The sequence below is a fragment of the Nocardia sp. NPDC019395 genome (assembly GCF_040632335.1).
GTDB lineage: Bacteria > Actinomycetota > Actinomycetes > Mycobacteriales > Mycobacteriaceae > Nocardia.
In genome coordinates this window covers 18,686-45,068 of the sequence record NZ_JBEYBT010000027.1, presented here as the reverse complement: position 1 = coordinate 45,068, position 26,383 = coordinate 18,686, and the positions used below count along the sequence as shown (strand labels likewise).

Genomic DNA, 26,383 nt, shown 5'->3' with positions numbered 1-26,383 from the left:
GCGCATCTCCCGCACGGCCCCGAGCCCGTGCCCCATGATCACCATCGGACGCGGGCCGTTCAGCTCGCGTGCGGTGTACAGCCACGCCGCACACTCATCCTGCCCAGAGGGGAACGAGACCTCACGCCGCCGCACCGCTGCCGCCTCGCGCCGATCGTCAGGCCCACTGATTTCCATGACTCGCGTCCTCCCGCTCCACCACCACTCTTCTTGGACGTCGTCCAAGAAGCAGGTCGCGGTTACGGTAAAGGCTTCTTTGACGTCAGTCAAGAAGGCGGCTGCAGGGTCACGGTCCGCGTTGGCGGCAATCCAAGTGACGTCGGCGGTGTCGATGATGCGGTGGCAGCTGCTGAAGGGCGGTCCGGCCGGGGGCCGTCACGGCCAGAGTGTCGGCGACCTCGACACGGTCGGCTCCACGCGTCCGAACACTGTTCATCAATTGATGCATTCCTGGACAGATGATGAGGTAATCATCGCTGGTCAGCGATGATTATTGAGCATTCGTTGTCCATGTACAGCCTTTTTGTGGACATTGCTCGGGCGGACCTGAGTCTACAAACAGCACTCGATTGCGGTCAGCAGGACGCCGCCGGGAAGCACGCCGGCGGTGGTGGGTTCAGGGGGTGACGATCGGGAAGGCGGGGTCGAATTCGTCGAGCAATGCCGCGAAGGTGTCGAGGATCTTGTGGTCGCCGTCGAGGCCGATCTTGCCGGCGGCAGCCAGCTTGCCCGATGTCTGTGGTTCCAGCAGTACCGACACCAGCAGCGGTTTCGGTCCGGACACCGTCAGCTGGGGCGCGTCGGATCTGCCGCGGCGGGCGTTGAACACACCGCGGCGGACCCAGGTGGTCCACTGTTCGCCGAGGTCGGCGAAATCGAAATCGATTCGCAGGTCGACTTGTGCGGCCTTCTCGCCGATGATGTGCACGGCGACGAAGTCGAACAGGATATCGATCGGCATCGCCAAGATGGTGTCCTTGCTCGCCGAGACATACGGCGGCGGCTGGGTCCCCTCCCGCAGTTCCAGCGCCGCGGTCAAGAAGACGCCACGCCACTGCGGGCCCTCGGCCTGGTACCCCATCTGCTCGTAGGCATCGGCCTGTAGTTCCTTGGCCTGCTGGTTGTCCGGCTGGGCGAAGACCACCTTGTGCAGGATCTCGGCCGCCCACCGATAATCGGCGGCCTCGATCGCCCGGCGGGCTTCGGCGAGGATGTTGTCGACCCCGGCGAAGGCGACGAACCGTTGGGCGGACTCGACCGGTGGGTGCGGGTGCAGGGAGACCGGGTCGCCGTCCCACATGCCCAGCTCCTTGGTGAACACCGCGCGCACATCGTGGTGCACGGTCCCGTGATAGCCGCGGTTGACCCAGTTGCGTCCCAGCTCGTCGGGCAGCTCGATCACCTCGGCCGCCTCCAACGGTGTGTAACCCTTGTTCGCCAGCCGGAGCGCTTGGTCGTGGATGTATTTGTAGGTGTCGCGCTGGGATTCCAGGAACTCGGCGATATGCGCGTTACCCCATACCGGCCATGTATGCGGCCCATAGTGCACTTCGGCTTCCGCGCCCCAGCGCTGCAGCGTCTCGTCGAGGTAGCGGGCGAAATTGCGGGCATCGCGAGTGCGGGCACCGCGCAGGGTCTGGATATTGTGCAGCGAGTGGTTGGCGTTCTCCGCGCACGTCAACGCCTTCAGCTGCGGAATCCAGATATGCATCTCCTCGGGTGCCTCCGTATCGGGGGCATACAGGAACTCGAACTCGATGCCCGCGAGTTCGCGGCGCGTACCGGTTTCGGTGATCAGGTCGGTCGGCGATATGTAGGACACCGTCGGGCCCTTGCTGGCCTTGATCCCGATCCCGCAGGTGACCAGGCCCTGCGGGCCCGCCGGCAGCATGGAACCGAAAGCATAGAAGCTGCGGCGTGCCATCGCATTGCCTGCGACCACGTTCTCCCCGATCGCGTACTTGTCGAACTGGTGACCCGGGGCGATGATCGGTACCTTCCCTGAGGCCACGTCCTCAGCCGACACCACGCCCTTCACTCCGCCGTAGTGATCGATATGGGTATGGGTGTAGATCACCGCCACCACGGGCTTGTCGGTGACGTGCGCGCGGATCAACTCCATACTCTGGCGCGCGGACTCGACCCCGGCCATGCAGTCGACAACCACGATCCCGTCCTCACCCTCGATCACGGTGAGGTTGGCGATATCGTTGTTGCGGGCCTGATACACCCCGTCGGTCACCTTGAACAGGCCACCGACGCTGATCAACTGCGACTGCCTCCACAAACTCGGGTGCACCGAGTCCGGCACCGGCGGGTCACCGGCGAGATAGGCGAACTCCTCAGGATCGAACACCACCTTCGAACTGTCGGTATCCGAGTACACCGGACCCGGCAGAGGCGCGATCAAGCCCCGCTGCACATCAGCGAAATCGGCTCGGTTGCCCATATCGTAGAAATCCGCCGCCGACCGATTGACCTCTGCGGTGACCGCACTGGGCGGCTTCGGCTTCTGACACATGAGCACTCCTAATCGGGTCGAGGATGCCGATCACCTCGACCCTGTCCCGCCCGCGACAAACCGTCATCACCCACATCGGATGAATCCACCCCGCACCTGATCCACCCGAAAGCGATGTTCGTAAAACGATTGTTTCCTGAACAGTCGGCTGATCCGCTTTCCCGATCGGGAACCACCAGGTCGCGTGACCTCGCCATGCGTTCATAAAACGTGTTGTGAAGTTCGAACGCCAGAGTCGCCGAGAGGCCCATTTCTGAACATTCGACCGGCGGACCGTTCCCTGGCAAGTCGCCAGCCGCCGAGTTTCGTCACGTGGCGCCGGTGCCGACCTCGTACACAAGCAGCGGCAAGGAAGCATGCGTCGAAGTCGCATGGCTACCGGGCGGCGATATCGGAGTCCGGGATTCCAAGAACCCGGCCGGCCCTGCACTGACCTTCACTCATACCGAACGGGCAGCATTCACGGCCGGCTTCCGGAACGGCGGCTCCGCCACCGTCGGGTCCCCGTGACACCGGACATCACCGTGCCGACAGAGATCGCCCACGACGGTGAAGCATATGCCGCACCTCAGTCGAGCACGGCGTATGCCTCGACCTCGACCAGCACATCGGGTTCGAACAGGTAGTCGACGCCGATCGCCGACAGTGGCGGTAACGGCTGCGGTATCCCGAGCTCGTCCACCACGCGTTCGATACCGGCGACGAAATCGTCGTACTTGTCCGGGCTCCAGTTCGTGACAAAGAAGCGCAGGCGTACGACGTCGGCGAAGGTCGCGCCCGCCCCCGCCAGACCGCGGGCCGTGCTGCGCAACGCGTGTGCCAGCTGGCCGGCCAAGTCGCCGGGCGCGACGGGATTGCCTTCGGCGTCGCGGGCGATCTGGCCGGCGACGTGCACGTGGCGAGCGCCTGTGCTGATCGAAACGTGGTGGTACGGAACGGGAGCGAACATGCCCTCCGGAGTCAGCAACTGCACTGCCATGGTGTCCCTTTCACTGGTAAGAGCAGGTATCTGATGTCTACCTGGTGCACCGAGGGAACTTCAACGAGACTAGGTTTCATGACGGAAACCGCTTCACCACAGCCGGGCAGCCCGCAGCTCACCCAGCAGCACCGCGACCTGCTCGATCAGGTGCTCGACAAATGGTCGCTGCAGATACTCGACGCGTTGTGCGAGCACGGGCAGCTGCGCTTCAACGAACTGCGCCGGGCCATACCGGTCGTGACACAGAAGTCGCTCACGGCCGCACTCCGGCGGCTCGAACGCAACGGGATGATCGAGCGCATCGTCACCAGTACCCGCCCCGTCGCCGTCGAGTACTGCCTCACGCCGCTGGGCAAATCGTTGCAGGACCTCATCGACGCCCTCCTGAGCTGGGCGACCGGCACCCTGCCCGATATCGAGCGCGCCCGCGCCCGCTACGACGACCAGCTGGCCTGATCAGGCCATTTCCGGGACCCGCAGATGCGCGAGCGCCAGTTCGAACTCGCGTACATCGACAGCTTCGACGCCGGTCTCCCGCGCGGCATCGACCCGCAGCGAAGCCGACTGCTCGCGGCTCGCTCGCATCGCCTCGGCGCTGTTGTAGGTGGTGCACGATACGGCGCGACCGGACTTCCGGTTGATCAGCAGACTCGCACTGCAGAAACCGTCGAGCAATTCCATCGCGGGCAGGGTGGCGGCCTTGTAGATATGAACGGCGGAATCGAGACGACTCGGATCGGTCTTGACCCAGGTCGCCCGCACACACGCACCCTCCTCAGAGTGGTGCACCCGGTGCAGGCCTGCTATCTCCCATTCCTCGACCTGGGCGCTTTCGCCGAACTCGGCGATGGCACGTTCCCGGATCGGGCCGATCCGTTCGCTGCTGTCGTGCATCGCTTCGACGGACTCCCATGAACTGGTCGCGATGCAATGCCCGGTTGCCCGGTCGACCATGAGGGACAGCCCGACGCATCCGGGGATCTCCCGGAGCGCGGGCAGGACTACATCACGCATATGCGCAATTCCGGTGTCGATAGCGGAGGGTTGCGCCTGAATAGTGGTAGATCGCGCGAACACGATCCACCCCCTCTCTCTTCAGGGCAGCGCCCCGGTGGCGCCACCGGTGTCTTTCACCCTTCTCCCCCGCCGCCACGGAGGCAAGAGCGGAAACCGGCGACGCCGCACCGACCCCGAACCGTGACTCACCAGGCCACGAGCAGTTCCTTCGGACCCCGCACCAGCAGCCCGGACTTCCACGGCACCTCGTCGACCGGCACCGCGAGACGCAGTTCCGGGAAACGTTCCAGCAACGCCTCGAGCGCGACCTGGAGTTCGACCCGTGCCAGCTGCGCACCGAGGCAGTGGTGTGCCCCGTACCCGAAGGCCACGTGCGGATTGCGCTGCCGGGTGAGATCGAGCGTCTCGGGATCGTCGAAAACGGCCTCGTCGCGGTTGGCGGACTGGGTGTGCACGAACACCGCGTCCCCCGCCCGGACCGTGACCCCGCTGAGCACCACGTCTTCGGTTGCCACCCGCGGCTGCCCACCGCCGGCACCGAGCTGGGTATGCCGGAGCAGTTCCTCGACCGCACCCGGGATCAGCTCGGGTTCGGCGCGCAGCTGCTTCCAGTATTCGGGCTGGGTGAGCAGCACATAGGTGAAGTTGGCGATCTGGTTGGCCGTGGTCTCGTGGCCCGCGATCAGGATTCCGACACCCAGATTGACCAGTTCGCGCTCACTGAGGCGGTCTTCGTCGTCTCGCGCGGCGACCAGGGCGCCGAGCAGATCGTCGGTGGGGTTGCGCCGGCGCTCGGCGACCTGCTCGGCGAGATAGCCCTCCAGTGAATTGCGGGCGTCTTCGATCTGTTCGCGGGTGTAAGCGGTGGTCGACAGGATCGCATCGGAGAAATCGCGGAAGCGGTGCTGATCCTGCGGCGGTACGCCGAGCATTTCGCAGATGACGGTGACGGGCAGGGGTAGCGCGAATCCCTGGACCAGGTCGGCGGGTGCGCCGGCGCGTTCGAGTGCGGTGAGTTTCTCGTCGACGATCTGGCGCGTGCGCGGGCGAAGTTCCTGGACCCGGCGGCTGGTGAACGCCTTCGCGACCAGTTTGCGCAGCCTGCTGTGTTCGGGCGGGTCCATGCTCAGCAGCGAATCGGGGCGGGTCGGCGCCGGGGTGGCGCGGGGAACATCTTCCCGGTCGACGGTGACGGCGCGGCTGAAGCGCGGATCGCCGAGGACCAGTTTCACGTCGTCATAGCGGGTGACCAGCCAGCCCTGTCCGCCGTAGGGCAGTTCGACCCGGGATACCGGCTCTTCGCGGCGCAGCTTCGCGTAGAGCGGATCCATATCGAGGCGAACCGGTTCGCCGAAGGGGTACTGACGCACCTCGGTGTTCACGGACATTCGGTCTCCCTTCCCGGCACCCGACGGCTCGAAGCCGTTGTAAGCGATTGCTTACTTAGGCAGGGTAAGGGGTTGCGTACTGGGTCGTCAACGATGAAACAGCGTTATGCCGGAGGGAATCTCGCATCGTTGCGTTCCAGCAGAACTCCTGCCGCACGTAGCACATGACCAGCAACTTCACCCGGATCCGCACTGTTCAACGGCTCCCGGTGCAGTACCGAACGGACCAGCCCGATCCCGAGCAACCAGGCCAGCACAAGATCGGCCCGCACATCCCCGTCGTCCGCCTCGGTGAGAGTCGACAGCGCCCGGATGTACTCCTCCCCCAGTTCCCGGCGGATCACCGACGCCCCCTCTTCGTGCCCACTGGAACGTAACGCTGCCTGCAACCAACTCCCGGGCGAAAGCGCCTCATTCGGCTCGAGCGCCCGTTCCAGCAACCTGGACAACAACGCGTCCACCGGCCCCGCATCGAGCACCGACCGGCCGCGGTCGGTCATGGTCGCCCGGAAGAGCTCGTCTTTATTTCCGAAATATCTGAACAGCAATGCCTGATTGACCCCCGCACGCGTCGCGATATCCCGCACGGTCGCCCGCTCGTATCCACGTTCGGCGAACAATTCCTGCGCGGCCGCCAGAATCGCGGCCCGCGTGGCCGCGGAATCCCGCTTACGGCCGCTCGGCTCGTTTCCGCTGACCATTCGCCCTCCGATTCATCCGATGTCCGGAAAAGCAGCGTAAGGCACAGGATCAGGACAATGCGGGCGACCGGCCACCTGGACGCAGTACAGAACCCGCCCGGTGGATTCCCGAGCCCACCGAAATGGTTCGTAAAACCCGTCGGACAGACCCGGATCAGGCGGGCACCGCGGCACTTCGTTCCGGGCGGCCGGAAAGTCATCGGATACCGACTGCCGCCGAGCGTTACTCCTGATAGCCACCGAGGGAGTTCAGGTCCGCAACACCTCGCGTGCCTCCATCAGCGCGAACCCGAGAAGGTTGGTCCCCTTCCAAGCGGTCGGGTCCTCGATTCGCGGGTCGTCGGCCGTCAACCCGACGCCCCAGATCCGGTCCACCGGACTGGCTTCCACCAGGACTCTCTCCCCGGTTTTCAGCAGGAATCGCCGCAACTCCTTGTGCTGACCGAATTTCGCCAGGCTACCGTCCACGACGATGCCGTACCGGTGCTCGGTCCACAGATCCTCTACGAACCCCCGGATACTTCGCCCCAATGCTTTCGCCTCACCCGGATGCGCCGCGGCCAGAATCTTTTCCGCGCTGGCCCGGTCGTCGAACAGCATCGCCTTACGCCACATCATGTAGTGCTCGGCCGTCCGGAAATCTACACCGCCGACCGTGAACTCCACCGGCCACCATTGACTCAGGCAACTCGCACCGATCGCCCCGTCCGGACGCGGGTGGTGCCCCCAGAACGGCAGATATTTCACCCGCCGGTCACCGTCCAGGGCGGCGATCAGTTCGCCGACACTCCGAGCCTTCATTCGCCCGAGTCTGCTCCACGCCGTTCGGAAAAGCACCCGGATTTCGGCCGGTGAATCGCGAATCGGTGCGCTGCCGGGGTTACTGGGTGCGACGACGAGCACGCAGGCCCGCGAATCCGATCAGTAGATCGGCGATCACCTCGAAGATCACCGCGAATCAGATGGCGCCGGATCCGGATTCACCGCCAGTGGGCGTCACCGACTGCCGCTGCCTCGGCGCCGCCGTCGGCGAAAATGATCTGTCCGGTGACGAAACGGTTTTCGGTACCGGACAACCAGCAGATCAGTTCGCTGATCCATTCCGGCCGTCCCGGGAATCCTCCGAACGGTTGCGGCGCAGCGGATTCGATCTCGTTCCGAGTGTCCTCGTCGGCGAAGATCCAGGCAGCTGCCGGTGTATCCACGACACCCGGGGCGACGATATTGAGAGCGATACCGGCCCCGGCCCACTCCGCCGTCGGGGCGACGGTACGCACCCACCGATTCAGCGCGCGTTTCGCGATACCGTAGGCGCCGGCCGGCCCGGCGACTGCGGGGTCGGCTTCGAGGTAGGCGAGCGCCGCGGCCTCGTCGTCGTCGAGACAGGCACGTACCACGCGTTCGTCCGCCGGGGCCAGCGCTGAGGTCGACGAGACCGCGACAGCACGCGGTGCCGGGCTCTGCGCCAGCAGCGGCCGGAGCCCCCGCAGGGTCGCGACTGCACCGAAGTAGTTGGTTTCGAGGAGGCCTGTCCGGCCGCCGCCGGCGATGGCGAGCACGGCGTCGATCGGCCCTCGCTCCGTGACCTGATCCACCAGTGACTGCCGGCCCGCGGGCGTGGACAGATCTGCGCGGATATCCGCCTCGTCCAGGTCGCATCCGATGACGGTCGCGCCGCGCGCGCGCAGCAGAGCGGTGGTCGCGGCACCGATCCCGGAAGCAGAACCCGTGACCACATAGGTCCGCCCGGCCACCCCGGGGAACGACATCATCTCTTACGGCCCAATCCGGCGGAGATCAGCCGATCCCATACGGTCAGCTCACGCTCCGCCGCGCCGATGCCGCGGATCGACGGATCGGATCCGTCCGGCATATCCGGCCGCCACAGCACCGCGGGCACTATCCCCGGTTCGAGAATTTCCAGATCGCCGAACAGTGCGCGGATTTCGTCATCGGTACGCCACCTCCCCCGGCCGAATGTCGACTGCAGTTTCTGCTCCGCGGCCTCGGTCTCGGCATTACCGCCGGACCGGAAGTGGGAGATGAAAACCTGGCTACCCGAGGGAATCTGATCGCACCAATAAGAAACCACACCGCCCGGGTCCTCATCGTCGTTGAGGTGGTGCAATATCGCACTGAAGACCACCGCCACCGGCCGGCTGAAATCGATAAGCCGATTCACCTCGTCGCTGTGCCGAATCCGTTCCGGTTCGCGTACATCGGCCCGCAGCACGGTGGTGTTCTCATCGGCGACCAGCAGTGCCCGGCCGTGCGCGAGCACAACGGGGTCACTGTCGACATAGACCACCTTCGCTCCGTCGGTATATCGCGCCGCGATCTGATGCACGTTATCGGCGGTCGGCAGACCGCTGCCCAGGTCGATGAACTGCTCGACCCCGCTGCGGGCGATATCGCGCACGGCGCGGACCAGCGCTTGCCGGTTGCCGAAGGCAATCGCCACCGATCCGGGCAGGTCGACCTTGAAGTGATCGCCGATCTCCTGATCGACGGGGTAGTTGTCCTTACCACCGAGCAGGTAGTCGTACACCCGGGCGATACTCGGCGTTCCCGGATCCACCACGCCCACATCATCGTTCATCACACACTCCCATCGACGCAGTCTGCCGCAGTCTCATGCTAGGCAGCCGGGCAGATCTCTGCCCACACAATCGTTACGCTGCTGATAAACGGGCCCCGGCCGCCGCTCCGATCGGAAGATACCCGCCACACACCGGACCAGCAGATAACCGAATTCCGGTGGTGATTCCCGATACAGGGATCACCCGGTGAGGCTTACGAGCGCCCTGCAGATCACCCCCGTCCCGGAGGGTATCCGGAACCCACGATCGGCCGACCGATATCAGGTCAGGCGCAATGCCGTCGCCCTCCAGCCGGTGATCGTGTATTCGACCCGGCCGGCGAGGGCGAGCCTGCGGGGACCGCGCTGGTACATGGCGATCAACTCGAAGGCCCGGTCGTCGACCGGGAACAACCGATACTTGGTCAGTACCGCGGTACCCAGCATCCGGCTGGGGATGTGATCGCCTGCCACCAGGGCGCCGATGGTGTGAACCAGCGCGGGGACACACAATGTGCTCAGTTGCGCCACGGGGCGGCGGCGATCCAGGACCTCCAGCAGGATTCGCAATGTCTTCCCGGCGAATTCCCGCGCGTCGACCGGTTCGGGCCGGGTATCGGCCGCGTGCGCGGCCCTATGGGCTCGGCGGATACCGGCCGGGGCACTGCTATTGGCACGCAGCGACCTGCGGCCGACGCGGGACCGGCAACCAGCGGGAGTTTCCGCCACCGCCTTCCGGGGCGCGTAGGTCACCGTCACCGCCCCACGGACAGCACCGCCCGACTCGTCCGGCGCCGACGCGAGCGCACCACCGTCATCGGCCTTTCGCGGCTGCATCCGCGCCGACGGAGTCTCGGCGGGTAGACCGGCGGCCCTCGACCGAGGGGGCGCCGCCCCACCGGACTGTCCTGCCGACGGTTCGAAATCAGGCACCCGATGCAGCATCGGCTGGAAATCACGCATTCGACACCCCCTCCATGAACGGATCGCTCCACCCGCGTTCCGGTCGCGCCAGCATTGCATCGATGACGGCTCCGGTACAGACGCATCCCGGGTCGATTTTCCGAAACCACCTTCGGCACGGCGTGTCTCGCGACGAGGTGACTTCGGCGCGTCGTGGGCCGGACCGGCTTGTCGGCATCGATTGCTAACTTTGATCGTTACGCCTGATCGCACCTCGAGACCGGGAGAGTGTTTTGCTCGGCCATTCCCATGCCACCAGCGGCGCGCTGGCTTTCGCTACCGCCGCCACCGTCGTTCCCGTCCCGGTGATGGAATTCGTGAACGGACCCGTCGACGTCAGCGCGCTCGAATTGATCCTCGGCGCACTGATCACGGCAGGTGCCGCATTGCTCCCGGATATCGATCACCCGGGCGGCACGATCGGGGATTCGCTGGGACCGGTGAGCAATGTGGTGGCAAAGGGGGTCGCGGCCGTATCCGGCGGGCACCGCAAGGGGACGCACGGGCTGCTGTTCGTCCTACTCGCTGGCTGGGCGACCTGGGCGGGCGTAGTCTACCTGGGCAGATACTTCACCCTCGGCGTCATATTCGTCATGCTGGCCTTCGGTTTCCGGGCACTGCATCTGACCCCGAAGGGCGATTCGTTCCGCGCCTGGGGGCTGTGTGTGCTGCTGGCCGGCGGCGGAACGGTCCTGATGGACCGCTGGCTCCCGGATTCCCCGTACTGGCTCCCGTTCGCGATCGGCCTCGGTGCGCTCATCCATATCGTCGGCGACTGCCTCACCGACCGCGGCTGCCCGCTGCTGTGGCCGCTGAAGCCCCGCCTGGCCGTCCCGATCATCTCCCGTACCGGAAACAAGGTGGAGACCTGGGTCCTCACCCCGGCGATGGGCCTGGTCACGATCGCCCTGCTGTACATCTACGCGGTGCCCCGATAGCTCCGTCCGAACCCTCCCACATACGCGCATACCGCGGTATGATCGGGTCATGACATCGACCCGGATCACCGTGACGCTTCCCTCGGAGCAGGTCGACGAACTGCGCAATATCACCGACAATCTGTCCGGCTATGTCGCCGCCGCGGTAGACCGACAGATCAGACACGACCTACTTGCCGAGGACCTCCGTCGGTACGAGGAGGAACACGGCCGTTTCACCGACGAGGAACTACGCTCCGCGCGAGCTGAACTCTACGGCGGAACCGCTGACAGCAACGTAGCGTGAACCAGCCATTCGCCGCCGTGGTCCTGGACTCCGAGGGGCTTTCGGCCTGGGTCCGCGGGGACCGCTCGATGCTTGCGCGGCTACGCCTGTACAACGATATGGACGCCGAATTGGTGGTCTGCGCGAACACCATCGTCGAGGTCAGCCACTCGAAAACGAATATGCCGCAGCTGCAGTGGGTGCTGTCACGTACCAGAGTCGAGCCGGTCACCAAAGCAGGTGCGCATGCGGCCGCAGCCTTGCTGAAGCAGGCCGGGTTACACGGCCACAAATACGCGATCGACGCCACAGTAGCCGAACTGGCCCTCCGTCAGCCCACCCCCGTCGCGATCATTACCTCCGACCATGACGATATGACGAAGCTCTGCGGTGACAGAGTTCGTATCGTGGCAGTCTGATCGGCTCCCCGCAGTCCGAACAATGCGACCGCCCGAGAAAGCATGTCCTCACCTGCGGATATTGGAATAGTCTGCGGCTATGACCGACGCAGCGGCGGACCGTTACCTTCCGCAGACCGGACTTGCGGCCAAACTCAACTGGTTGCGGGCCGGGGTGCTGGGCGCGAACGACGGGATCGTATCGACCGCGGGGCTCGTGGTGGGCGTGGCGGCGGCCGCGTCCAGTACCGACACGATCCTCACCGCCGGTGTCGCCGGGATCAGTGCCGGCGCCATATCCATGGCGGTCGGTGAGTACGTATCGGTGAGCACGCAGCGTGACGCGGAACGCGCGATGCTCGCACAGGAGTGCCGGGAGCTGGAGGAAGACCCCGCGGACGAACTCGACCAGCTCACCGCGATCTATCACGCCAAGGGCCTGTCCGCCGAGACCGCCCGGCAGGTGGCCGAGGAACTGACCGCATTCGACGCTTTCGCCGCGCACGCCGAGGCCGAGCTCGGTTTGAATCCCGACGAACTGACCAATCCATGGCACGCGGCGTTGTCCTCGGCGGTCTCGTTCACTCTCGGCGCGCTGCTGCCGCTGCTGGCGATCCTGCTGCCACCGACTCCGGCCCGGATCCCGGTCACCATGGTCGCGGTACTGCTCGCACTGGCACTGACCGGCTCGATCAGCGCATGGCTCGGTGGCAGCAGCCGGGTGCGGGCAGTAGCCCGGGTGGTGATCGGCGGTGCGCTGGCCATGACGGTCACCTACTCCATCGGTCAGCTCGCGGACGTCGCCGGGATCTGATCGCCGTGAGATCCCTTGCCCAGCAAGTTTTTATCTGAAGTGAACCAGCGGCGGGTCGCATATTTTGCTGTACTTGGCGGGTGAGTTCTCTTTTCGCCGTACTGCCGGCGGCCGGTCTCGATTCGGCCGAACGGGCATACGAGCGTTATCAAGCCCTTTCGGACACATCCGAGCCCAGCCCGCCGGTGCAGGCGGTGGGTGTGGTGTGCACCTTGATCCACCGTTCCGGGACCGGTTTGCGGGTCTACCATCGGCCGGACGCCCGCGGCGCCCTGCTGGAAGCCACCGTCCCCGACCGGTTCGATTGTCTGCGTGCCCTGCTGGCGCTCACCGCCGACCGTGATCTGGCCGTGCTCGATGTCGCGACCCGCCGCCTCTACAACCCGCGCGGCGCCACCCGGATAAAGGTGACCACGGGAAACTTCACCCTGCCGTATCTCACCGAGAGCATTCTCGACGAGATACTGGAAACTCCCCCCGATCCGCAGGACCCTGCCCTACAGGTCACCCGCGCGCCCATGTGCCATATCCGGGCCCGCCGGCTCCCGGAAGGGATATTCGAACTCGAACACCGCGATCTCGACGCGTTCTTCCAGCTCTACACCGATAACGCCCCCCTGGTCCGCAAAACCATCTGGGCCTGGGCGACCCGCGATCCGTGGTGGCAGCAGGCCATCGCCTGGCAACCGGTCGACGCATCGGACGGACAGCGCACCGAACCCGCGGACGATATCGACTCGGTACTCGCCGAACTCCGCCAGATGGCCGACGAGACCCCGCTCGAACTGGGCGCACTGGACCTGATCTCCGCCCTGGGCGACGTAGACAACCAAGCCCAAGCCATCCTCGACCGCGCCGATACCGACCCCCCGGCCTCACCCGACCCAGCATGAATTGCCGATATCCGTGGTCGAGTCCCGGCCCGTGTCCGTCGCTACCAACAGCCGGAAGCGAAGACCCGGGTTCACGAGGGCCACCCCTGGCAGCTCCAACTCTCGGTCAACCTTTACGGGCGGGGCCCGCCCCTGGTCTGCAGCGACAGAGCGAAGGAGCGCAGCGACTGAGCGCCGGAGTGAAGACCAGGGGTTAATAGGGCCCCGCCCTCGAGCCGCGGAGCGGCTCCAAAATTACAGCCCGCCCCTTCACGAATGGTCCACGCCGAGACCAGTCCCATGAGCCTTGCTAGTTCATACAGAGACCCTCGACGCCAGTGAGCACCACCAGCTCCTCTCCGCGGTTCCTCTCGCCGCTACCACCACCACGGCATCGGCGCGATCAACAGTGCCCCGCCCCGAAATGCCGCAGACGGCCCGATATACACAGCCCCGCAACGCAGAAGGCAGAAGGCGGTGCCGAAAGTCCCCCTACTTCAACCCCACCCGAACCTGCACCGAATCCTCGTCCGTACTCTGCAGCGCCTGATCGATCAGACTACTGATATTCACCTGCGGCCCCGCAGCGCCCAGCGATTCGGTGAGCGGGGCCAGCCCCGGCTGCAGCGAGGCCAGTTCCGGCCCGATCTCGTCGAGCACAGTACGCAAACGCTGCAGCAGCGGGACGAGCCCGTCCCCTTGGAGGTAGGTTTCCGGCGACCCCTCGGCGCCGGTGAACCTGCCCACCGACTCGACGAAATCGTCGAGAACTTCGGCAAATCGGGTGAATTCGGTGGCCGCCGACGAGGTCGCCGGACCCGCCCATTCGCTGTCGCCGGCGGCGGTTTCGAAGTTGTCCAGTAGTTCGGCGATCCGGGGTTCGCGGGACATGATGGTGGCCGCGAGCAGGTCCGCCGCGCGGGTGAGTTCCGGGAGCACCGCGTCGGTGCCGTGCAACGCCTCGCTCATTGTGCGCACCAGTGAGCCCATCGTGGCCGGGTCGAGCTGGTTCATGGTGCGGGTGACCATGCGCGCCGCCTCGGGGATCGACAGTGGACTGTGGATATCTTCCGATTCCAGCCGCTGCCCATCCGATATATAGGGCCCCGCACCCGTTTTCGGTACGAACTGCACATAAGGTTCGCCGAGCGCGGACAGGTGCTCGATCGTGACGACACTGTCCGCGGGCAGCCGGTGCGAATCATCCACCCGGAAACCGACTTCCACACCGTCGGTGACCCGGTCCACAGCGGTCACCCGGCCCACCTCGATACCGGTGAGCAGCACCGGTGACCCCACGCCGAGACCGCCGGAATCGTCGAGAACCAGGGAGGCGTTCACGAAATCACGGAACGGGTCGGCGCGTACCACACCGAAAGTCAGGTAACCCGCGCCGAGCACGGTGATGGCCGCGATTCCGCCCAGCGACGCCAAGGGACCGAGTTTCATCGCACGGCTCCGATCATGCGCAGGGTTTCGATGATCCGGTTCACCTGGTCGTCGGTGGACAGTCCCGGGGTGTGCACCGCGCCGATATCCACCTTCGGCCCGTTCTGCACGAACGGGATGATCTTGTCTCGTAACAGCTCGACCAGCATGTTCAGATTCGAGGGTTGACGCAGATCCAGCGGGCCTCCGGTCGCCAGCGGTACGAACGCCGCGGCGGCCGCCCCGCCGGATTGCGCGAGCGGCGCGAGCCAGCTCAACGACTGACCGACCGGGCCCAGTCCGCCGAAGATCTCGGTGACTCCGGCGATGGACGCGGTGGCGTCGTTCATCTGCTGCACCGATTCGGGCCGCAGAATATTGTCCAGCTCGTCCTGGATCCCGTGCATGACCTGCGCGTTATCGGCGACACCGTTGAGCAGGAGATCCACTTGGTCCAGGTGTGCGGCCAGGTCCACCGCGTCGGTCGCCAGGACCTGCGCTATCCGCTGCGTCTGCGCCGGGTCCTGGGGCAGCACCGAGTTGAAGCGGTTGACGATGTCCTGTAGCTGCCCGACCGCGCCGCTGTTGACGAAGAACGCGATCGAAGCCATGGTGTCCTCGAGCTGGACCGGCGGCTTGGTGCGGTCGCGGGTGATGGTGTCGCCCGGCCGGAGCAGGGTGTCGTAGCCGTCGGGCGGTGTGGTCAACGCGACGTGGATATCGCCGAGCACGGTGTTCTGACGCAGTTCGGCGACCGTGGTCGCGGGAAGTTCGACCGCATCCTCGACCTGGATATCCACCACGACGTACCCCGGTCCGGCGGCGGTACCGGGAACGACCTCGACCTTCTCCACATTGCCGACCTGTGCTCCGTTGGCGATAACCTTCGCGCGCGCGGGCAGGTTCAGCACATTGGCGAATTCGATACGCAGCGGATAGCTCCCACCGGCGACCGTGGCGCCGGGTACCGGAATATCGGAGGGATCGAACGCGCACCCGGAAACAGCCAGCGCCGCGGCGAGCCCGCAGGCCGCCAGTCCGCGCCGCAGCCGGGTGCGGTCGAACGTGATTCGTCGTGTCGTGTCGAATCGAATACGAAATGTCATCGCGCACCCGCCGATCCCAGGACCAGCCGCACCAGATCCAGATCCATCATTCCGTTGGCCGCGCCGGCGCAGCGCCCGGGCGACAGTGCGTTCGCCGCGGCACAGACCTGCTCGGCGTTCTGCTGCGGTATCGCGACCCGCGGCGGTGCGTAGGTCAGCCCGGGCGCGCCGGTCGCCGGGTCGGTGACGGTGCGCAGTGCCGAGGTCAGCACCGGTGTGGTGCGCACGATATCGCTCAGTGAACCCACATTCGCGCGTAGCAGTTTCACCAGTGGCACCAGATTGTCGAGGGTGGACATGAGCGGATCGGACAGGATCACGGTCAGGTCGTTGAGCATCGGCAGGATTTCGCGCAGGCCGTCGAACAGGGCGATACCGGGGGTGAGCAGTTCGGAATGCGCCTGGTTCAGGGTCGGTCCCAGCCGGGTGAGCATCGATTTCAGGTCACCCCAATGTTCGGCGACCTTGTTCGACACCGACGCGTAGGCGTCGAAAATACCGGCCAGATGGGCGATATCGGCGTCCGGGGATTCCAGTACCCGGCCGAGCTGGTTGATCAGATCGTTGATCTGCGTACCGGTTCCGGCCGTGGCCGAATCCACCGCGTCCAAGCCGCCCGCCAGCGCGTTCGGCTGGTTTTCGGTACCGCCGACCTGATCGGACAGTTCGGCCAGGGCGGTGATCGTCTGGGTGAGACTCTTCGGGGTCAGGGTTTTGGTGAGGCACTGCCCCGGATCCTGTTCCGCGGCGGAGTCCGCGCCCGGCAGGACCGCCAGTTCCCGGTCGGCGACCACGGTATCGGACACCGTGGTGGCACCGGCATCGGCGGAGACCGGGTGGTCGGCGTCGATCTCGAAATCGACCCGCACCTTCGCGCCCGCCGGGGCGATCCGGGTCACCGAACCGACCGTTATCCCCCGCATCGAAACCTGATTGCCCTGGTAGAGCCCGATACTGTCGGGCATGATCGCGCAGTAGGCGCGGGTCTGCTTGAGCGGTTCGAAGGCGATCACGTACGCCGCGGTCACCGCGAGCACCAGTACCAGTGCGCCGGCGATCGACATCAGGGCCGGCGAGGCCAGCACCTTTCTCAGCATCAGCACCCCTTCCCGGGGAGGGGGACGCAGACGAGGGCGCCCGGATCGAGGCCCGGTGCGGTCACCGTGGTGCCCGACTGGTCGACCCGCACCCCGCCGTCCGGTCCGACCAGTTCACGCAGTTTCCCGCTCAGGCTGTGCGCCGAGGCGATCATCGGCTCCAGCTGGTCGCCGTACTCCTGTAGCCGGGGCAGCGCGTCGGCGAGCTGCTGAACTTTCGGTTTCAGCGTCTCGTTCCAGCTCGGCGCCAGTGCGCTCACCCGCTGCACCACCGAAGTGAGCAGGCTCAGGGCCTGGCGTAGTTCGGCCCGCTTGTCCTGCAGCACCGTCTCCATCAGGTTGGTGTTGTCCATCAACCGGCCCAGATCGGTTTTCGCGCCGTCGTACATGGTCACGTATTCGTCGGCGGTCGCGATAGCGTTCGATACCTGGTCGCGCTGGCGTTCGATGGCGTCGAGGTAACTGCCGACGGTATCCAGCACACTGCGCAGTGATTCCGGTGCCGCGTCGATGGAGGTGTCCAGCGAGGCGAGATTACGGCGCAGGGTATCGCCGTCGGTTTCGCGCAGCGGCGCCGTGGCGTCCTGGAAGGTATCCATCAGGCTGTAGGGCAGGCGGACCCGGTCGGCCGGAATCGGATTGTCTTCGAGGGGAGCGTCACCCGCCGGGAACAGTGCGACATAGTGACCGCCGACCAGGGTGAGCATGCGGATATCCAGTGAACTCTGATCACCGACGAAGACGTCACGGTCGACGGTGAAACTCATCAGAACCCGGCCGGGCTGCAGGTCGAGCGATTTCACCTCGCCCACCGGTACCCCGGCCAGGCGGATATCGTCGCCGGTTTTGACCGACTGCGCCTCGCTGAGTTCGGCGGTATAGGTCTTCTTACCGAGCGGCACCACATACAGCGCGCCGACCGCGACCCCCAGCGCCACCACCGCGCAGACGCCGATGATCCCCAGCCGCAGTTGTTTCCGCAGTTTCGTGGGTTCGTCGGTGATCAACTGATCCCGGTCGAACCAGCGCCCGAGCGCCGAGGGGAACCGGGCGAAGGTCATCCGTTGCATATCGCCACCTGCTGTCCGCCGATCAGCACCCGCACCGGTGCCGGAACCTCGGCCACGCCCTTACTGCATTCCGGCCGGAACCCGGCCGGGGTCCGCGGGAAGGCCGTATCCACCGCGGCCAGCAGGCCCGGCATCCGGCCGAACGTATCGAGGGCCTGCTGCGGATCGGGGAAGAGGTTCCGGATCATGGCATCGATATCGGGGCCCATCTCCGGGCTCAGCCCCAGCGCGGCCAGCAGGCGGTCCACCGGTTCGAGCACCGACGGCGCGCTCATCGCGAAATCCGCGAGCCCTCCGACATTGCGTTGCAGCGCCTCGAAGATATCGGTGAGCCGGGCCAGCAGCGGTACCAGGTGATACAGCCGGCCGCCCACCCGTTCGGCGAGGTCGGACATATTGCGGACCAGCGTTCCGATGACGTGCTGACGGTCCTCCACGTACTCGCTGAGTGTGCCGATGGCGTCCAGCGCCGGCCCGATCCCCGACCCGTCGCCCTCGATCACCGCGAGCATGCTCTCGGTGAACTGGTTGACCGCCTCCGGCGACAGGGTCGCCAGCACCGGTTGCAGACCGTTGAACAGGCTGGTCACATCGAAGGACGGAACCGTCTGCTCCGGGCCGATATTCGCGTCGCCGGCGAGCCGGACACCCGGATTCGGCTGCTGCTGCAGATCGATATAGCGCTGGCCGGTGAGGTTCTGATAGCGGATCGCCAGCGTGCTGTTGTCGTAGACCGGGGTGTCGGTGGTGACGGTGAGGCGGACGTTCGCCTTATCACCCTCCAGGGTGACGGCCTCGACCTTGCCGACCTGCACCCCGAACATCCGCACATCGTCACCGGTCTTCAGACCGTTGGCGTCGGTGAACAGCGCGTGATGGGTTTCGGTTTCACCGTCCACGGGCCGTTTGATGGCGCCGATGACCAGGGCGAGGACCAGCGCCATCACACCGGCGAAGAGGGCCAGCCGCCACGCGGCGCGCCGGGCGGTCACCGGGCACCTCCCCCGACTCCGGTCAACTCGACGTCGAGGTCGAGCACCGGCCCCTCCGGACCGTCCTTGAACGCGACCCCCAGCCGTGTGAGCAGCGTGCGCAGATCAGCGGCCGATTGCTGCGGGTCCGGCACAGCCAGGGCCATCAGGTTCAGGGTGGGCGCGAGCATATCGGTGTACCCGGACAGCTGTCCGGCGCTGTTCATGGTGTCCGCGAGGGCGGGCAGGATCTCCCCGGTCAGCGCCTTCACCCCGGCATCGAAATCGGCCCGGTCGGTACGCAGCACATCGATATCGACGATCTGGTCGAGAACTTCGATCGTGGCACCGGCGAACTGCCCGCCGCCTTCGAACGCCGGCCCGAGCCGCCCCACGAGTTCGTTCGCCGGCATCGACTGGTGGTCGGCGATCACCCGGCCGGCCGTGATCAGGGCCTCCGCCAGCGGTGTGAATGCTTTGACGTCCGCCGCGGCCTGGGAGATCACCTGAGCCATATCCGCGGTGAACACGGTGCCGCTGGTCTGCGACAGGCTGCGCAGCAGCGCCCCCATGGTCGCGTCGTACACATCGGCGGCCCGGCGACCCGTCAGGTCCACCACGGCACCGGAACGCAGCGGCGCACCGCCGGACCCGGGCCGCAGTTCGATCTCGCTGATCCCGAAGAGGTTCGCGGGCGCGTAGTCCACCACCATGCTGTCGTCGATCCCGTGCAACCGGTTCTCGTCCAGGGACAGGCTGATCTGCTGGGTGCCGCGCCCGGCCGGGACGATATCGGTGACCGAACCGACCTGTACGCCGTCCACCCGCACCAGCGTCCCGGCCACGACACCGTCACCGATCTGCTCGGTCCGCAACGCGACCCGCAGCCCGTCGTCCGAGGTCATCGTCCGGTAGCCGTATCCGGCCAGCGTGACCACCGCCAGCACCGCGACCACGAGCACGCCGACCCGCCGCGCGCTGCGCGGACCGGCGGCGACCCCGGGCATTCCGTACTTCGGCATCTGTCCCTATCCCGTGAAGCTGATCGCCGCGTTGAATCCCCACAGCACGATCGTCAGGACCATGTCGATGGCGATGATGGCGACGAAACTGGCGCGTACCGCCCGCCCCGAGGCGATACCGACACCTTCGGGCCCGCCGGTGGCGAAGAATCCGTAATAGCTGTGCACACAGATCACCACGGTGCCGAACACCGCCACCTTCACCGTGGCCGCGATGATGTCGAACCCGGCGATGAACTGGAAGAAGTAGTGGTCGTAGACCCCGGCGGACTGACCGTGTACCAGGGTGATCAGGCCGCGGCAGGCGAAGTAGGAGCCGATCAGCGCGATCAGGAAGGTCGGCACGATGGCGATCGCGCCGGCGATGACCCGGGTGGTCACCACGAACGGCACCGACCGCAGCCCCAGCGCCTCGATGGCGTCGATTTCCTCGGAGATACGCATCGAACCGATCTCCGCGGTGATCCGGCAACCGGCCTGCGCGGCGAACCCCACCGCGGCGGCGATGGGTGCCAGTTCCCGCGTGGTCGCGAAGGCCGAGACGATTCCGGTGACGGGCCCCATCCCGAGCATGTCCAGGGTGGCGAAGGATTCGACTCCGATCGAGGCGCCGATCACCAGCCCCAGCACGATCATCATCGGCACGGTCCCGCCGCCGACGATCACCGAGCCGCGACCCCAGGTCATATTCGTGATGACCCGCAGCGTTTCGCCCCGGTAGCGGCGCAGCGCCAGCGGTATCGAGGAGAGCACCTGCCAGCAGAACACCACGACGAAACCCAGCGAATCCACCGCGCCCAGGACCCGGCTGCCGCGCCGGAAATAGCGCGCGACGAGGCCGAGCCCCTTCGGGGCGTACGAGGTGGCCGCCATCATGCCAGCCTGGTGGGCAGGAACATGGCGGTCACCTGGGTCATCGCCAGATTGACGATCACGATCGAAACCACCGACAGCACCACCGCGGCGTTCACGGCGTCGGCGACCCCGCGCGGGCCGCCCTTGGCCTCCAGCCCGCGCTGACAGGCGATGATCACCACCAGGAACCCGAAGATGATCGCTTTGAGCAGTGAAACCCACACATCGGCGGCGGTCGTGAACGATCCGAAGGTGGCCCAGTAGGACCCCGGCGTCACGCCTTGCCCGCCGATGGCCACCAGATACCCGGCGACGATACCGACGAAGATCACCAGAATGTTCAGCAGCGGGGCGACGAGCAGCATCGCCACCATGCGCGGGATCACCAGCCGGTGTATCGGACTGATCCCCATGGTGTGCAGGGCGTCGATCTCTTCCCGGATGGTGCGGGCGCCCAGGTCGGCCGCGATGGCCGCGGCCCCGGCTCCACCGAGCAGGAATCCGGTGGCCATGGGGGCGCCCTGTTTGATCACCCCGAGGCCGCCGGTGGCGCCGAGCAGCGAATCGGCACCGAGATTGTGGATCAGGTTGCCGACCTGGACGGAAACGATCACACCGAACGGGACCGCCATCAAGATGGCCGGGAAGGCGGTGACCGTCACCAGTCGCCACGCCTGGATCAGCATCTCCTGCCACTGGAAGCGGCCGCGGGCCAGGTCCGAAGCCGTGCCGGCAACGGATTCCTGGGCCATACCGACGGCCCGGCCGAAGGTTCGCACCGAGGACACGATGGTGCCCGAGAAGTTCTTGCCGACGATCTCCCGTGCGGATTTCTCCCGGGGTACCGGCGGCGGGGTTCCGGCGGAATCGGAACGGGGGTCCGAATCGATCGCCGCGGTATGGCTCTCGGGAATCATCGCCGAGATCCGCATACCGCCGCCGCGGCACACAATATTGCGAAGTTCATGCGCTCAATCTCTCCGGTCCGGCATCGATGCCAACGGAGAGGAAGCTAATCGTTACGGGAGGTGACAAACAAATTCGCGGCGGTGTGACAGTGCCCACGAGAAATATCCCCGGCGCATCAACTATCGCCAATTGTGTGGACAGTCACTCGACCGCCGAAAGTAAATGAGAACAAGTTCTACCTGAATTTCCGCCGCCCCGACAAGAAGAATTCGCACCGATTCGCCGGCCGTCCGAGCCGGCGCGAATCATTCGTCCAAATCGACGCGAACGGATAACAAATCCGTGCCCATTACCCGGACGACGGCACTGTTGCCACGGGGTAGCGAAGACAGCCGTCGCACCGGATCGTCATCGGGCACCAGATGCGCAGTGCCGGAGTACCATTCACCGCGCAATCGCACCCGGACCCGGCCGTCCGCGCGAATATTGCGCACGTAATCACTGCGATCACCGAACTCGGAGACGAACCAGAACTCGTTACCGCTACGGCGGCCACCGATCGGGACCACCCGGGGCCGGCCACTGACCCGGCCGGTCGTCTCCAGCAACTGCTGCACGGGCACCCGCCGGTTCAGCGGATTGGCCACGCGGCGCTGAATAGTTGTGACGACGCGATGTTTGATACTTCGCAAATCGGTCATGTGGCGACGGTAACACCGGAATCGGAGTACGCGCCCGCCCGCGCACCCGAGACAACGAATCATCGGATCATTCGACCGATACGCGCGCTATGGGCCACAATTCCCCCGTGCGAACTCAGTTCACCAACGAGCTCGTCGCGTTGACCGCGGATCTGACACAGATGTGCCGCCTGACCCACGAGGCGGCCGAACGTATGACCGATGCCCTCGTCGGGGCCGATCTCACCGCGACCTACGAGGTCTTCGCCCTCGACGAACGGTTACAGACGATGTACGGCGCATGCGAAGCCCGCACCGTCGTCCTGCTGGCACTACAGGCGCCGGTGGCGCGCGACCTGCGCCATGTGGTCACCGCCATCCAGATCGCCGGTGAACTGTCCCGCATCGGCCACCTGTTCAGCCAGGTGGCCGACCAGGTGTACCGGAGCCATCCCGAACCGATCGCCGCGGCGCCGGTCCTCGATCTGCTCGGCCGGATGTCCGGACGCACCGCGCAGGCCACCGCGCGAGCCCAGGGCGCGGTCACCACCGGCCGGCACACCGTCGATGACGACGACGGACAGGCCACCATGCAGGCGCTGAATCAGAAGCTGCACGCCACACTGTCCGCCACCGACAACGCGACCGAAACGGCCATCGCCCTCGCCCTCGTCGGCTACCAACTCTCACGCACACTCGACCACACCGACCGTATAGAGCGGTTGATCCATTTCCTGGACACCGGAGTCCCCCCGACCGCCCAGATCGTCCCGGACGACGAAGCCACCGGCTGAAAGCGCCGGAAAACTCGCACGGATACCCCACCCGCTCCCAATCATGGGAATTCCCTATGCTTTTCACGGGCCTTGGGCAGTTGGACACCGAACGTCGACGAAATGTTCACCTGCCGGCACATCTTCATACCACCGAACGCACCGGACCAGCTCCGGTCGAAAAACGTCACGACGAGCGCATCCGGCGTACCGGCAGCCACGGGACTCCCCCTCATCAAGCCCCGCGGCCGCCACGCGGCAACCGGCCCGGACAGCCGGCCCGCGATTCGCGCCGGGTATACGAGCCCTCGTTCGTGGCAGGCTCACCCCCGAGTCGGCGCCGGCACGGCGGCTCGGGGGTGGTGCCGCGGGGCGAGTATGCCGAATCTCACACAGCGCAGTAGCTTCGAGTTAGCTGGGCGACCGGTAGCTTGACGCTCGGCACAACCCGGAACTCGGCAAGGAAATTCGTTGAAGCCCACAGCATATGAAGAAGGTCCGGGCGTATCGCCCACCCCCGCACGATTCTCGGAGGTGGCGCGATGAAATCGCTGCTCTCCGTACTCCCCGCACCGATACGTAAGTTCGCCGCCGTCGCCGTACCGATTCTGATCGTGGTGGTCCTGGCCGCGGGATATTTCGTCGAAGGACGCGACAGCACAACCGACCCCGCGGCGGGTGCCGCGAAATCCGTCAGCGGCTCCGCCACCGAAATGCGTTCCGCGCTGGACCGCCTCCCGGTGAAAGCCGAGGCCGGGATGGCCGGCTACAGCCGGGAGAAGTTCCCGCACTGGGACAACAACGAAGCAGAACACGGTTTCGGCCCGGAATTCGCCCAGTACAGCAAATGCACCACTCGCGAAGTGATGATGCTGCGCGACGCCACCGGCGAGGTCACCCTGGACGCGAAGACCTGCGATCTGAAGATCGGCAAAGGTGGCGGCTGGCAGGACGCCTACGGGGTCATGGACTCCAAAACCGGCAAACTGAAGCCGTACAAATTCATTACCAACCCGGCCGGTGTCGACGCCGAACATATCGTCCCTCTCGCCGAGGCCTGGCGGTCCGGTGCCAAGGACCTGGATACCGACACCCGCCGCCGGATCGCCAACGACGCGGTGAATCTCATCGCCTCCGACCCCTCCGCCAACCGGTCCAAAGGTGACCAGGACCCCTCGGACTACCTGCCACCGGGAAGTTTCCGGTGCGGATATATCTCGCACTACGTCCAGATCAAGTTAAAGTACGGGCTGAGCGTCGATCAGGACGAGCAGACCGCATTGCGTACCGCGGTGGACGACTGCGCAAAACGAGGTGAGTTCAAATAGCCGAAGTCATCGAGTTGCCGGCCGAAACGTCGGTTATGACCCGGGAAGCCGGGACGATATCGGGTGCCCTGGATATCACCCTCGATCCGGGCGGTCACGGTCTGGTGCGCTATCGGGAAACCGAGGAGTGGTACACGATCGGCAATCTCGATGACACCCCACCCCGCACCTGGAAAACCTGCGCCGAATTGGCGGAGGCCATCGCGAAGGGGACGGGTGCCCGCGATGCCGCGGGCAACACCATCCCCTTCGAATGCTGACGGGACAGCCGGTGCGTCAGCGCGCCGGCACCCTTTCGTCCCAATCGATGCGGTAGCGCTGTTCGGTGCCGACCATCTTCTCCGGGTTAATCGTCCGGGCCATGATGGGCATGATCAACTGCATTATTTTGCGGGCCACCGGGCCCGGGGTCTTACTGTGGTTGATCTTCGCGGCGCGCGCCGCCACCCCCTCGACCCGGGACCGGCGCGATCGTTCGTAGGCGGCGAACGCGGTCTCGGGATCGGGGATATCGCGGAGACAGCGTGCCAGTTCGACCGCACTCTCGATCGCCAGTGAAGCCCCCTGGCCGGAACTGTTGGACGGCGCGTGCACCGCATCGCCGACCAGCACCATGCGCTGCCGGTACCAGCGCGGCACCGGCGGCATGATGTGCAATGCGCCGGTGACCTCCAGTTGTTCCGGAGTGGTCGCCCGGGCCAGTGGGCCGCCGGGATGATCCGCACCGTAGGTCTCGCGCAGGATCTCCAGCCAGCGCTCTGACGGGATATCGCGGGCCTCGGTCAGCGAAAGATATTCCGCGCTGGGCAGATTCGCCCCCCAGCCGATCCTGCCGTCGCCGATCGGCCAGTACAGGTAATATGCCCGCTTCCCGTAGGCGAAGACTATCGTTTCGTCCGGGGTCTCGATATCGCATTCCACCGTCGCGCCGAATCCGAGCATGCCGGTGAATTCCGGGCCCGGAGCCGCCGGATCGACCAGCTCTCGCACGGTGGAACGGATCCCGTCGGCGCCGATGAGCACATCGGCTGAGGCGGTACTGCCGTCGGCGAACCGGGCGGTGACCCCCGAATCGGTCTGGTCGACGGCCACCAGGCGTTTGCCGAACTCGACAGGCACCCCGGCAGCCAGGGCGTGCTCGTGCAGTACGCGATGCAGCTCGGCGCGATCGACCAGCTGCATCGGCGGCTGATCCGGCAGGCTGGGTGCCGGAAGCAGTTTGCCACCGACAGACAGCGACATTCGCGGTATCGGCACGGCGATATCGCGGACAGCGTCGCCCGCACCGATCACATCCAGGGCGGCCACGCCGTTCGGCGCCAAGGCCAGCCCGCTGCCGATCGTGAACGCGGGCCCGGGATAGGCCTCGTAGACGCGGGCCCCGATACCCGCCTTCCGCAGTGCGGTGGCCGCAACGGGCCCCGCGATTCCGCCGCCGATCACCAGCGCGGTCTGTATTCCGGACACAGGAGTACTCCTTGTTTATGGCGCCGCCTCCGGCGGCGCGGGGTTCGGGGCCCCCTTGGTCTCGTTCTTCACTCCCGGCGGTCGGTCGCTGCGCTCCCTTCCGCTGGTCGCTCCAGAACGAGACGGGCCCCGAACCTCTGTGGTTGGCGAACCGTCCTGCGCCCCGCCTCGACGGGTGCGCTCGAGGAGCCCATCCGCAGCCGGTCGATGACCGGACCGCAGGCGGACGTACGCCGACCC

The 26,383-nt window shown here is 65.9% G+C and carries 29 protein-coding genes and 1 pseudogene; 10 read left to right on the top strand and 20 right to left on the bottom strand.

Annotated elements, in window-relative coordinates:
* Positions 1-177, bottom strand: a pseudogene (locus ABZ827_RS29915) (alpha/beta hydrolase); the annotation flags it as partial.
* Positions 178-616: 439 nt separating this feature from the next.
* Positions 617-2,521, bottom strand: a complete 1,905-nt coding sequence (locus tag ABZ827_RS29910) for an alkyl sulfatase dimerization domain-containing protein (protein WP_357243946.1) — start codon at positions 2,519-2,521, stop codon at positions 617-619.
* 312 nt (positions 2,522-2,833) lie between these two features.
* On the opposite strand from ABZ827_RS29910, the gene ABZ827_RS29905 reads away from it, so the two are divergent.
* Positions 2,834-3,031, top strand: a complete 198-nt coding sequence (locus tag ABZ827_RS29905) for a DUF397 domain-containing protein (protein ID WP_357243944.1) — start codon at positions 2,834-2,836, stop codon at positions 3,029-3,031.
* A gap of 58 nt (positions 3,032-3,089) precedes the next feature.
* On the opposite strand, the gene ABZ827_RS29900 is transcribed toward ABZ827_RS29905, so the two are convergent.
* The gene (locus tag ABZ827_RS29900; RefSeq protein WP_357243941.1) at positions 3,090-3,500 is read right to left on the bottom strand and encodes a RidA family protein; all 411 of its coding nucleotides are present in this window, start codon (positions 3,498-3,500) and stop codon (positions 3,090-3,092) included.
* Positions 3,501-3,578: 78 nt separating this feature from the next.
* Between ABZ827_RS29900 and ABZ827_RS29895 the strand changes: the two genes are divergently transcribed.
* Positions 3,579-3,959 (top strand): helix-turn-helix domain-containing protein, encoded by a 381-nt coding sequence (locus tag ABZ827_RS29895; protein WP_357243938.1) that lies wholly within the window; start codon positions 3,579-3,581, stop codon positions 3,957-3,959.
* Here ABZ827_RS29895 and ABZ827_RS29890 read toward each other — a convergent pair whose 3' ends face one another.
* From ABZ827_RS29890 to ABZ827_RS29860, 7 genes are all read right to left on the bottom strand, one after another.
* Positions 3,960-4,580, bottom strand: a complete 621-nt coding sequence (locus ABZ827_RS29890; RefSeq protein WP_357243936.1) for a hypothetical protein — start codon at positions 4,578-4,580, stop codon at positions 3,960-3,962. It abuts the gene before it with no gap.
* 125 nt (positions 4,581-4,705) lie between these two features.
* Positions 4,706-5,908, bottom strand: a complete 1,203-nt coding sequence (locus ABZ827_RS29885; RefSeq protein WP_357243933.1) for a cytochrome P450 — start codon at positions 5,906-5,908, stop codon at positions 4,706-4,708.
* Positions 5,909-6,012: 104 nt separating this feature from the next.
* Positions 6,013-6,609, bottom strand: a complete 597-nt coding sequence (locus ABZ827_RS29880; RefSeq protein WP_357243930.1) for a TetR family transcriptional regulator — start codon at positions 6,607-6,609, stop codon at positions 6,013-6,015.
* 249 nt (positions 6,610-6,858) lie between these two features.
* Positions 6,859-7,410, bottom strand: coding sequence for an NADAR family protein (locus ABZ827_RS29875; protein WP_357243927.1), 552 nt, complete (start codon positions 7,408-7,410; stop codon positions 6,859-6,861).
* Between the two features lie 179 nt (positions 7,411-7,589).
* On the bottom strand, positions 7,590-8,381 hold the full coding sequence (locus ABZ827_RS29870) for an SDR family oxidoreductase (protein ID WP_357243924.1): 792 nt from the start codon (positions 8,379-8,381) through the stop codon (positions 7,590-7,592).
* A complete protein-coding gene (locus ABZ827_RS29865) occupies positions 8,378-9,208 on the bottom strand; it encodes an SAM-dependent methyltransferase (protein WP_357243921.1) in 831 nt (276 codons plus the stop codon). The genes ABZ827_RS29870 and ABZ827_RS29865 overlap by 4 nt, the downstream gene beginning before the upstream one ends.
* Positions 9,209-9,469: 261 nt before the next feature.
* The gene (locus tag ABZ827_RS29860; RefSeq protein ID WP_357243918.1) at positions 9,470-10,150 is read right to left on the bottom strand and encodes an Rv3235 family protein; all 681 of its coding nucleotides are present in this window, start codon (positions 10,148-10,150) and stop codon (positions 9,470-9,472) included.
* A 233-nt stretch (positions 10,151-10,383) separates the two neighbouring features.
* Between ABZ827_RS29860 and ABZ827_RS29855 the strand changes: the two genes are divergently transcribed.
* From ABZ827_RS29855 to ABZ827_RS29835, 5 genes are all read left to right on the top strand, one after another.
* Positions 10,384-11,088, top strand: coding sequence for a metal-dependent hydrolase (locus ABZ827_RS29855; protein ID WP_357243915.1), 705 nt, complete (start codon positions 10,384-10,386; stop codon positions 11,086-11,088).
* Positions 11,089-11,137: 49 nt separating this feature from the next.
* On the top strand, positions 11,138-11,374 hold the full coding sequence (locus ABZ827_RS29850) for a type II toxin-antitoxin system CcdA family antitoxin (RefSeq protein ID WP_357243912.1): 237 nt from the start codon (positions 11,138-11,140) through the stop codon (positions 11,372-11,374).
* Positions 11,371-11,772, top strand: a complete 402-nt coding sequence (locus ABZ827_RS29845; protein WP_357243909.1) for a PIN domain-containing protein — start codon at positions 11,371-11,373, stop codon at positions 11,770-11,772. Before ABZ827_RS29850 ends, ABZ827_RS29845 begins: the two co-directional genes overlap by 4 nt.
* Positions 11,773-11,851: 79 nt before the next feature.
* The gene (locus tag ABZ827_RS29840; RefSeq protein WP_357243906.1) at positions 11,852-12,565 is read left to right on the top strand and encodes a VIT family protein; all 714 of its coding nucleotides are present in this window, start codon (positions 11,852-11,854) and stop codon (positions 12,563-12,565) included.
* Between the two features lie 80 nt (positions 12,566-12,645).
* Positions 12,646-13,458 (top strand): hypothetical protein, encoded by an 813-nt coding sequence (locus ABZ827_RS29835; RefSeq protein WP_357243903.1) that lies wholly within the window; start codon positions 12,646-12,648, stop codon positions 13,456-13,458.
* A gap of 471 nt (positions 13,459-13,929) precedes the next feature.
* Here the strand turns inward: ABZ827_RS29835 and ABZ827_RS29830 are convergent, their stop codons facing one another.
* The 9 genes from ABZ827_RS29830 to ABZ827_RS29790 form a co-directional block, all read right to left on the bottom strand.
* Positions 13,930-14,886: an MlaD family protein gene (locus tag ABZ827_RS29830; RefSeq protein ID WP_357243900.1), complete on the bottom strand. Its 957-nt coding sequence runs from the start codon at positions 14,884-14,886 to the stop codon at positions 13,930-13,932.
* Entirely contained in the window at positions 14,883-15,971 is a 1,089-nt protein-coding gene (locus ABZ827_RS29825) for an MlaD family protein (RefSeq protein ID WP_357243897.1), read from the bottom strand. The genes ABZ827_RS29830 and ABZ827_RS29825 overlap by 4 nt, the downstream gene beginning before the upstream one ends.
* Entirely contained in the window at positions 15,968-17,068 is a 1,101-nt protein-coding gene (locus ABZ827_RS29820; protein WP_357243894.1) for an MlaD family protein, read from the bottom strand. Before ABZ827_RS29820 ends, ABZ827_RS29825 begins: the two co-directional genes overlap by 4 nt.
* Positions 17,068-18,138, bottom strand: a complete 1,071-nt coding sequence (locus ABZ827_RS29815; RefSeq protein ID WP_357243891.1) for an MCE family protein — start codon at positions 18,136-18,138, stop codon at positions 17,068-17,070. Before ABZ827_RS29815 ends, ABZ827_RS29820 begins: the two co-directional genes overlap by 1 nt.
* Positions 18,126-19,130: an MCE family protein gene (locus ABZ827_RS29810; protein ID WP_357243888.1), complete on the bottom strand. Its 1,005-nt coding sequence runs from the start codon at positions 19,128-19,130 to the stop codon at positions 18,126-18,128. Before ABZ827_RS29810 ends, ABZ827_RS29815 begins: the two co-directional genes overlap by 13 nt.
* Positions 19,127-20,131 (bottom strand): MlaD family protein, encoded by a 1,005-nt coding sequence (locus tag ABZ827_RS29805; RefSeq protein ID WP_357243885.1) that lies wholly within the window; start codon positions 20,129-20,131, stop codon positions 19,127-19,129. Before ABZ827_RS29805 ends, ABZ827_RS29810 begins: the two co-directional genes overlap by 4 nt.
* 6 nt (positions 20,132-20,137) lie before the next feature.
* Complete coding sequence (locus ABZ827_RS29800; RefSeq protein WP_357243882.1) at positions 20,138-21,004, bottom strand: ABC transporter permease; 867 nt, start codon at positions 21,002-21,004, stop codon at positions 20,138-20,140.
* Positions 21,004-21,903, bottom strand: a complete 900-nt coding sequence (locus ABZ827_RS29795; protein ID WP_357243879.1) for an ABC transporter permease — start codon at positions 21,901-21,903, stop codon at positions 21,004-21,006. The genes ABZ827_RS29800 and ABZ827_RS29795 overlap by 1 nt, the downstream gene beginning before the upstream one ends.
* Positions 21,904-22,200: 297 nt before the next feature.
* Positions 22,201-22,596, bottom strand: a complete 396-nt coding sequence (locus ABZ827_RS29790; RefSeq protein ID WP_357243876.1) for a nitroreductase/quinone reductase family protein — start codon at positions 22,594-22,596, stop codon at positions 22,201-22,203.
* 107 nt (positions 22,597-22,703) lie between these two features.
* Between ABZ827_RS29790 and ABZ827_RS29785 the strand changes: the two genes are divergently transcribed.
* The 3 genes from ABZ827_RS29785 to ABZ827_RS29775 all read left to right on the top strand — a co-directional run bounded on the left by ABZ827_RS29785 (position 22,704) and on the right by ABZ827_RS29775 (position 24,936).
* Positions 22,704-23,369: a PhoU domain-containing protein gene (locus tag ABZ827_RS29785; protein WP_357243873.1), complete on the top strand. Its 666-nt coding sequence runs from the start codon at positions 22,704-22,706 to the stop codon at positions 23,367-23,369.
* A gap of 521 nt (positions 23,370-23,890) precedes the next feature.
* Positions 23,891-24,676 (top strand): HNH endonuclease family protein, encoded by a 786-nt coding sequence (locus ABZ827_RS29780; protein WP_357243870.1) that lies wholly within the window; start codon positions 23,891-23,893, stop codon positions 24,674-24,676.
* A gap of 35 nt (positions 24,677-24,711) precedes the next feature.
* Positions 24,712-24,936: a hypothetical protein gene (locus ABZ827_RS29775; protein ID WP_357243868.1), complete on the top strand. Its 225-nt coding sequence runs from the start codon at positions 24,712-24,714 to the stop codon at positions 24,934-24,936.
* Between the two features lie 16 nt (positions 24,937-24,952).
* On the opposite strand, the gene ABZ827_RS29770 is transcribed toward ABZ827_RS29775, so the two are convergent.
* Positions 24,953-26,143: an FAD-dependent monooxygenase gene (locus tag ABZ827_RS29770; RefSeq protein ID WP_357243865.1), complete on the bottom strand. Its 1,191-nt coding sequence runs from the start codon at positions 26,141-26,143 to the stop codon at positions 24,953-24,955.
* Positions 26,144-26,383 lie beyond the last annotated feature (240 nt).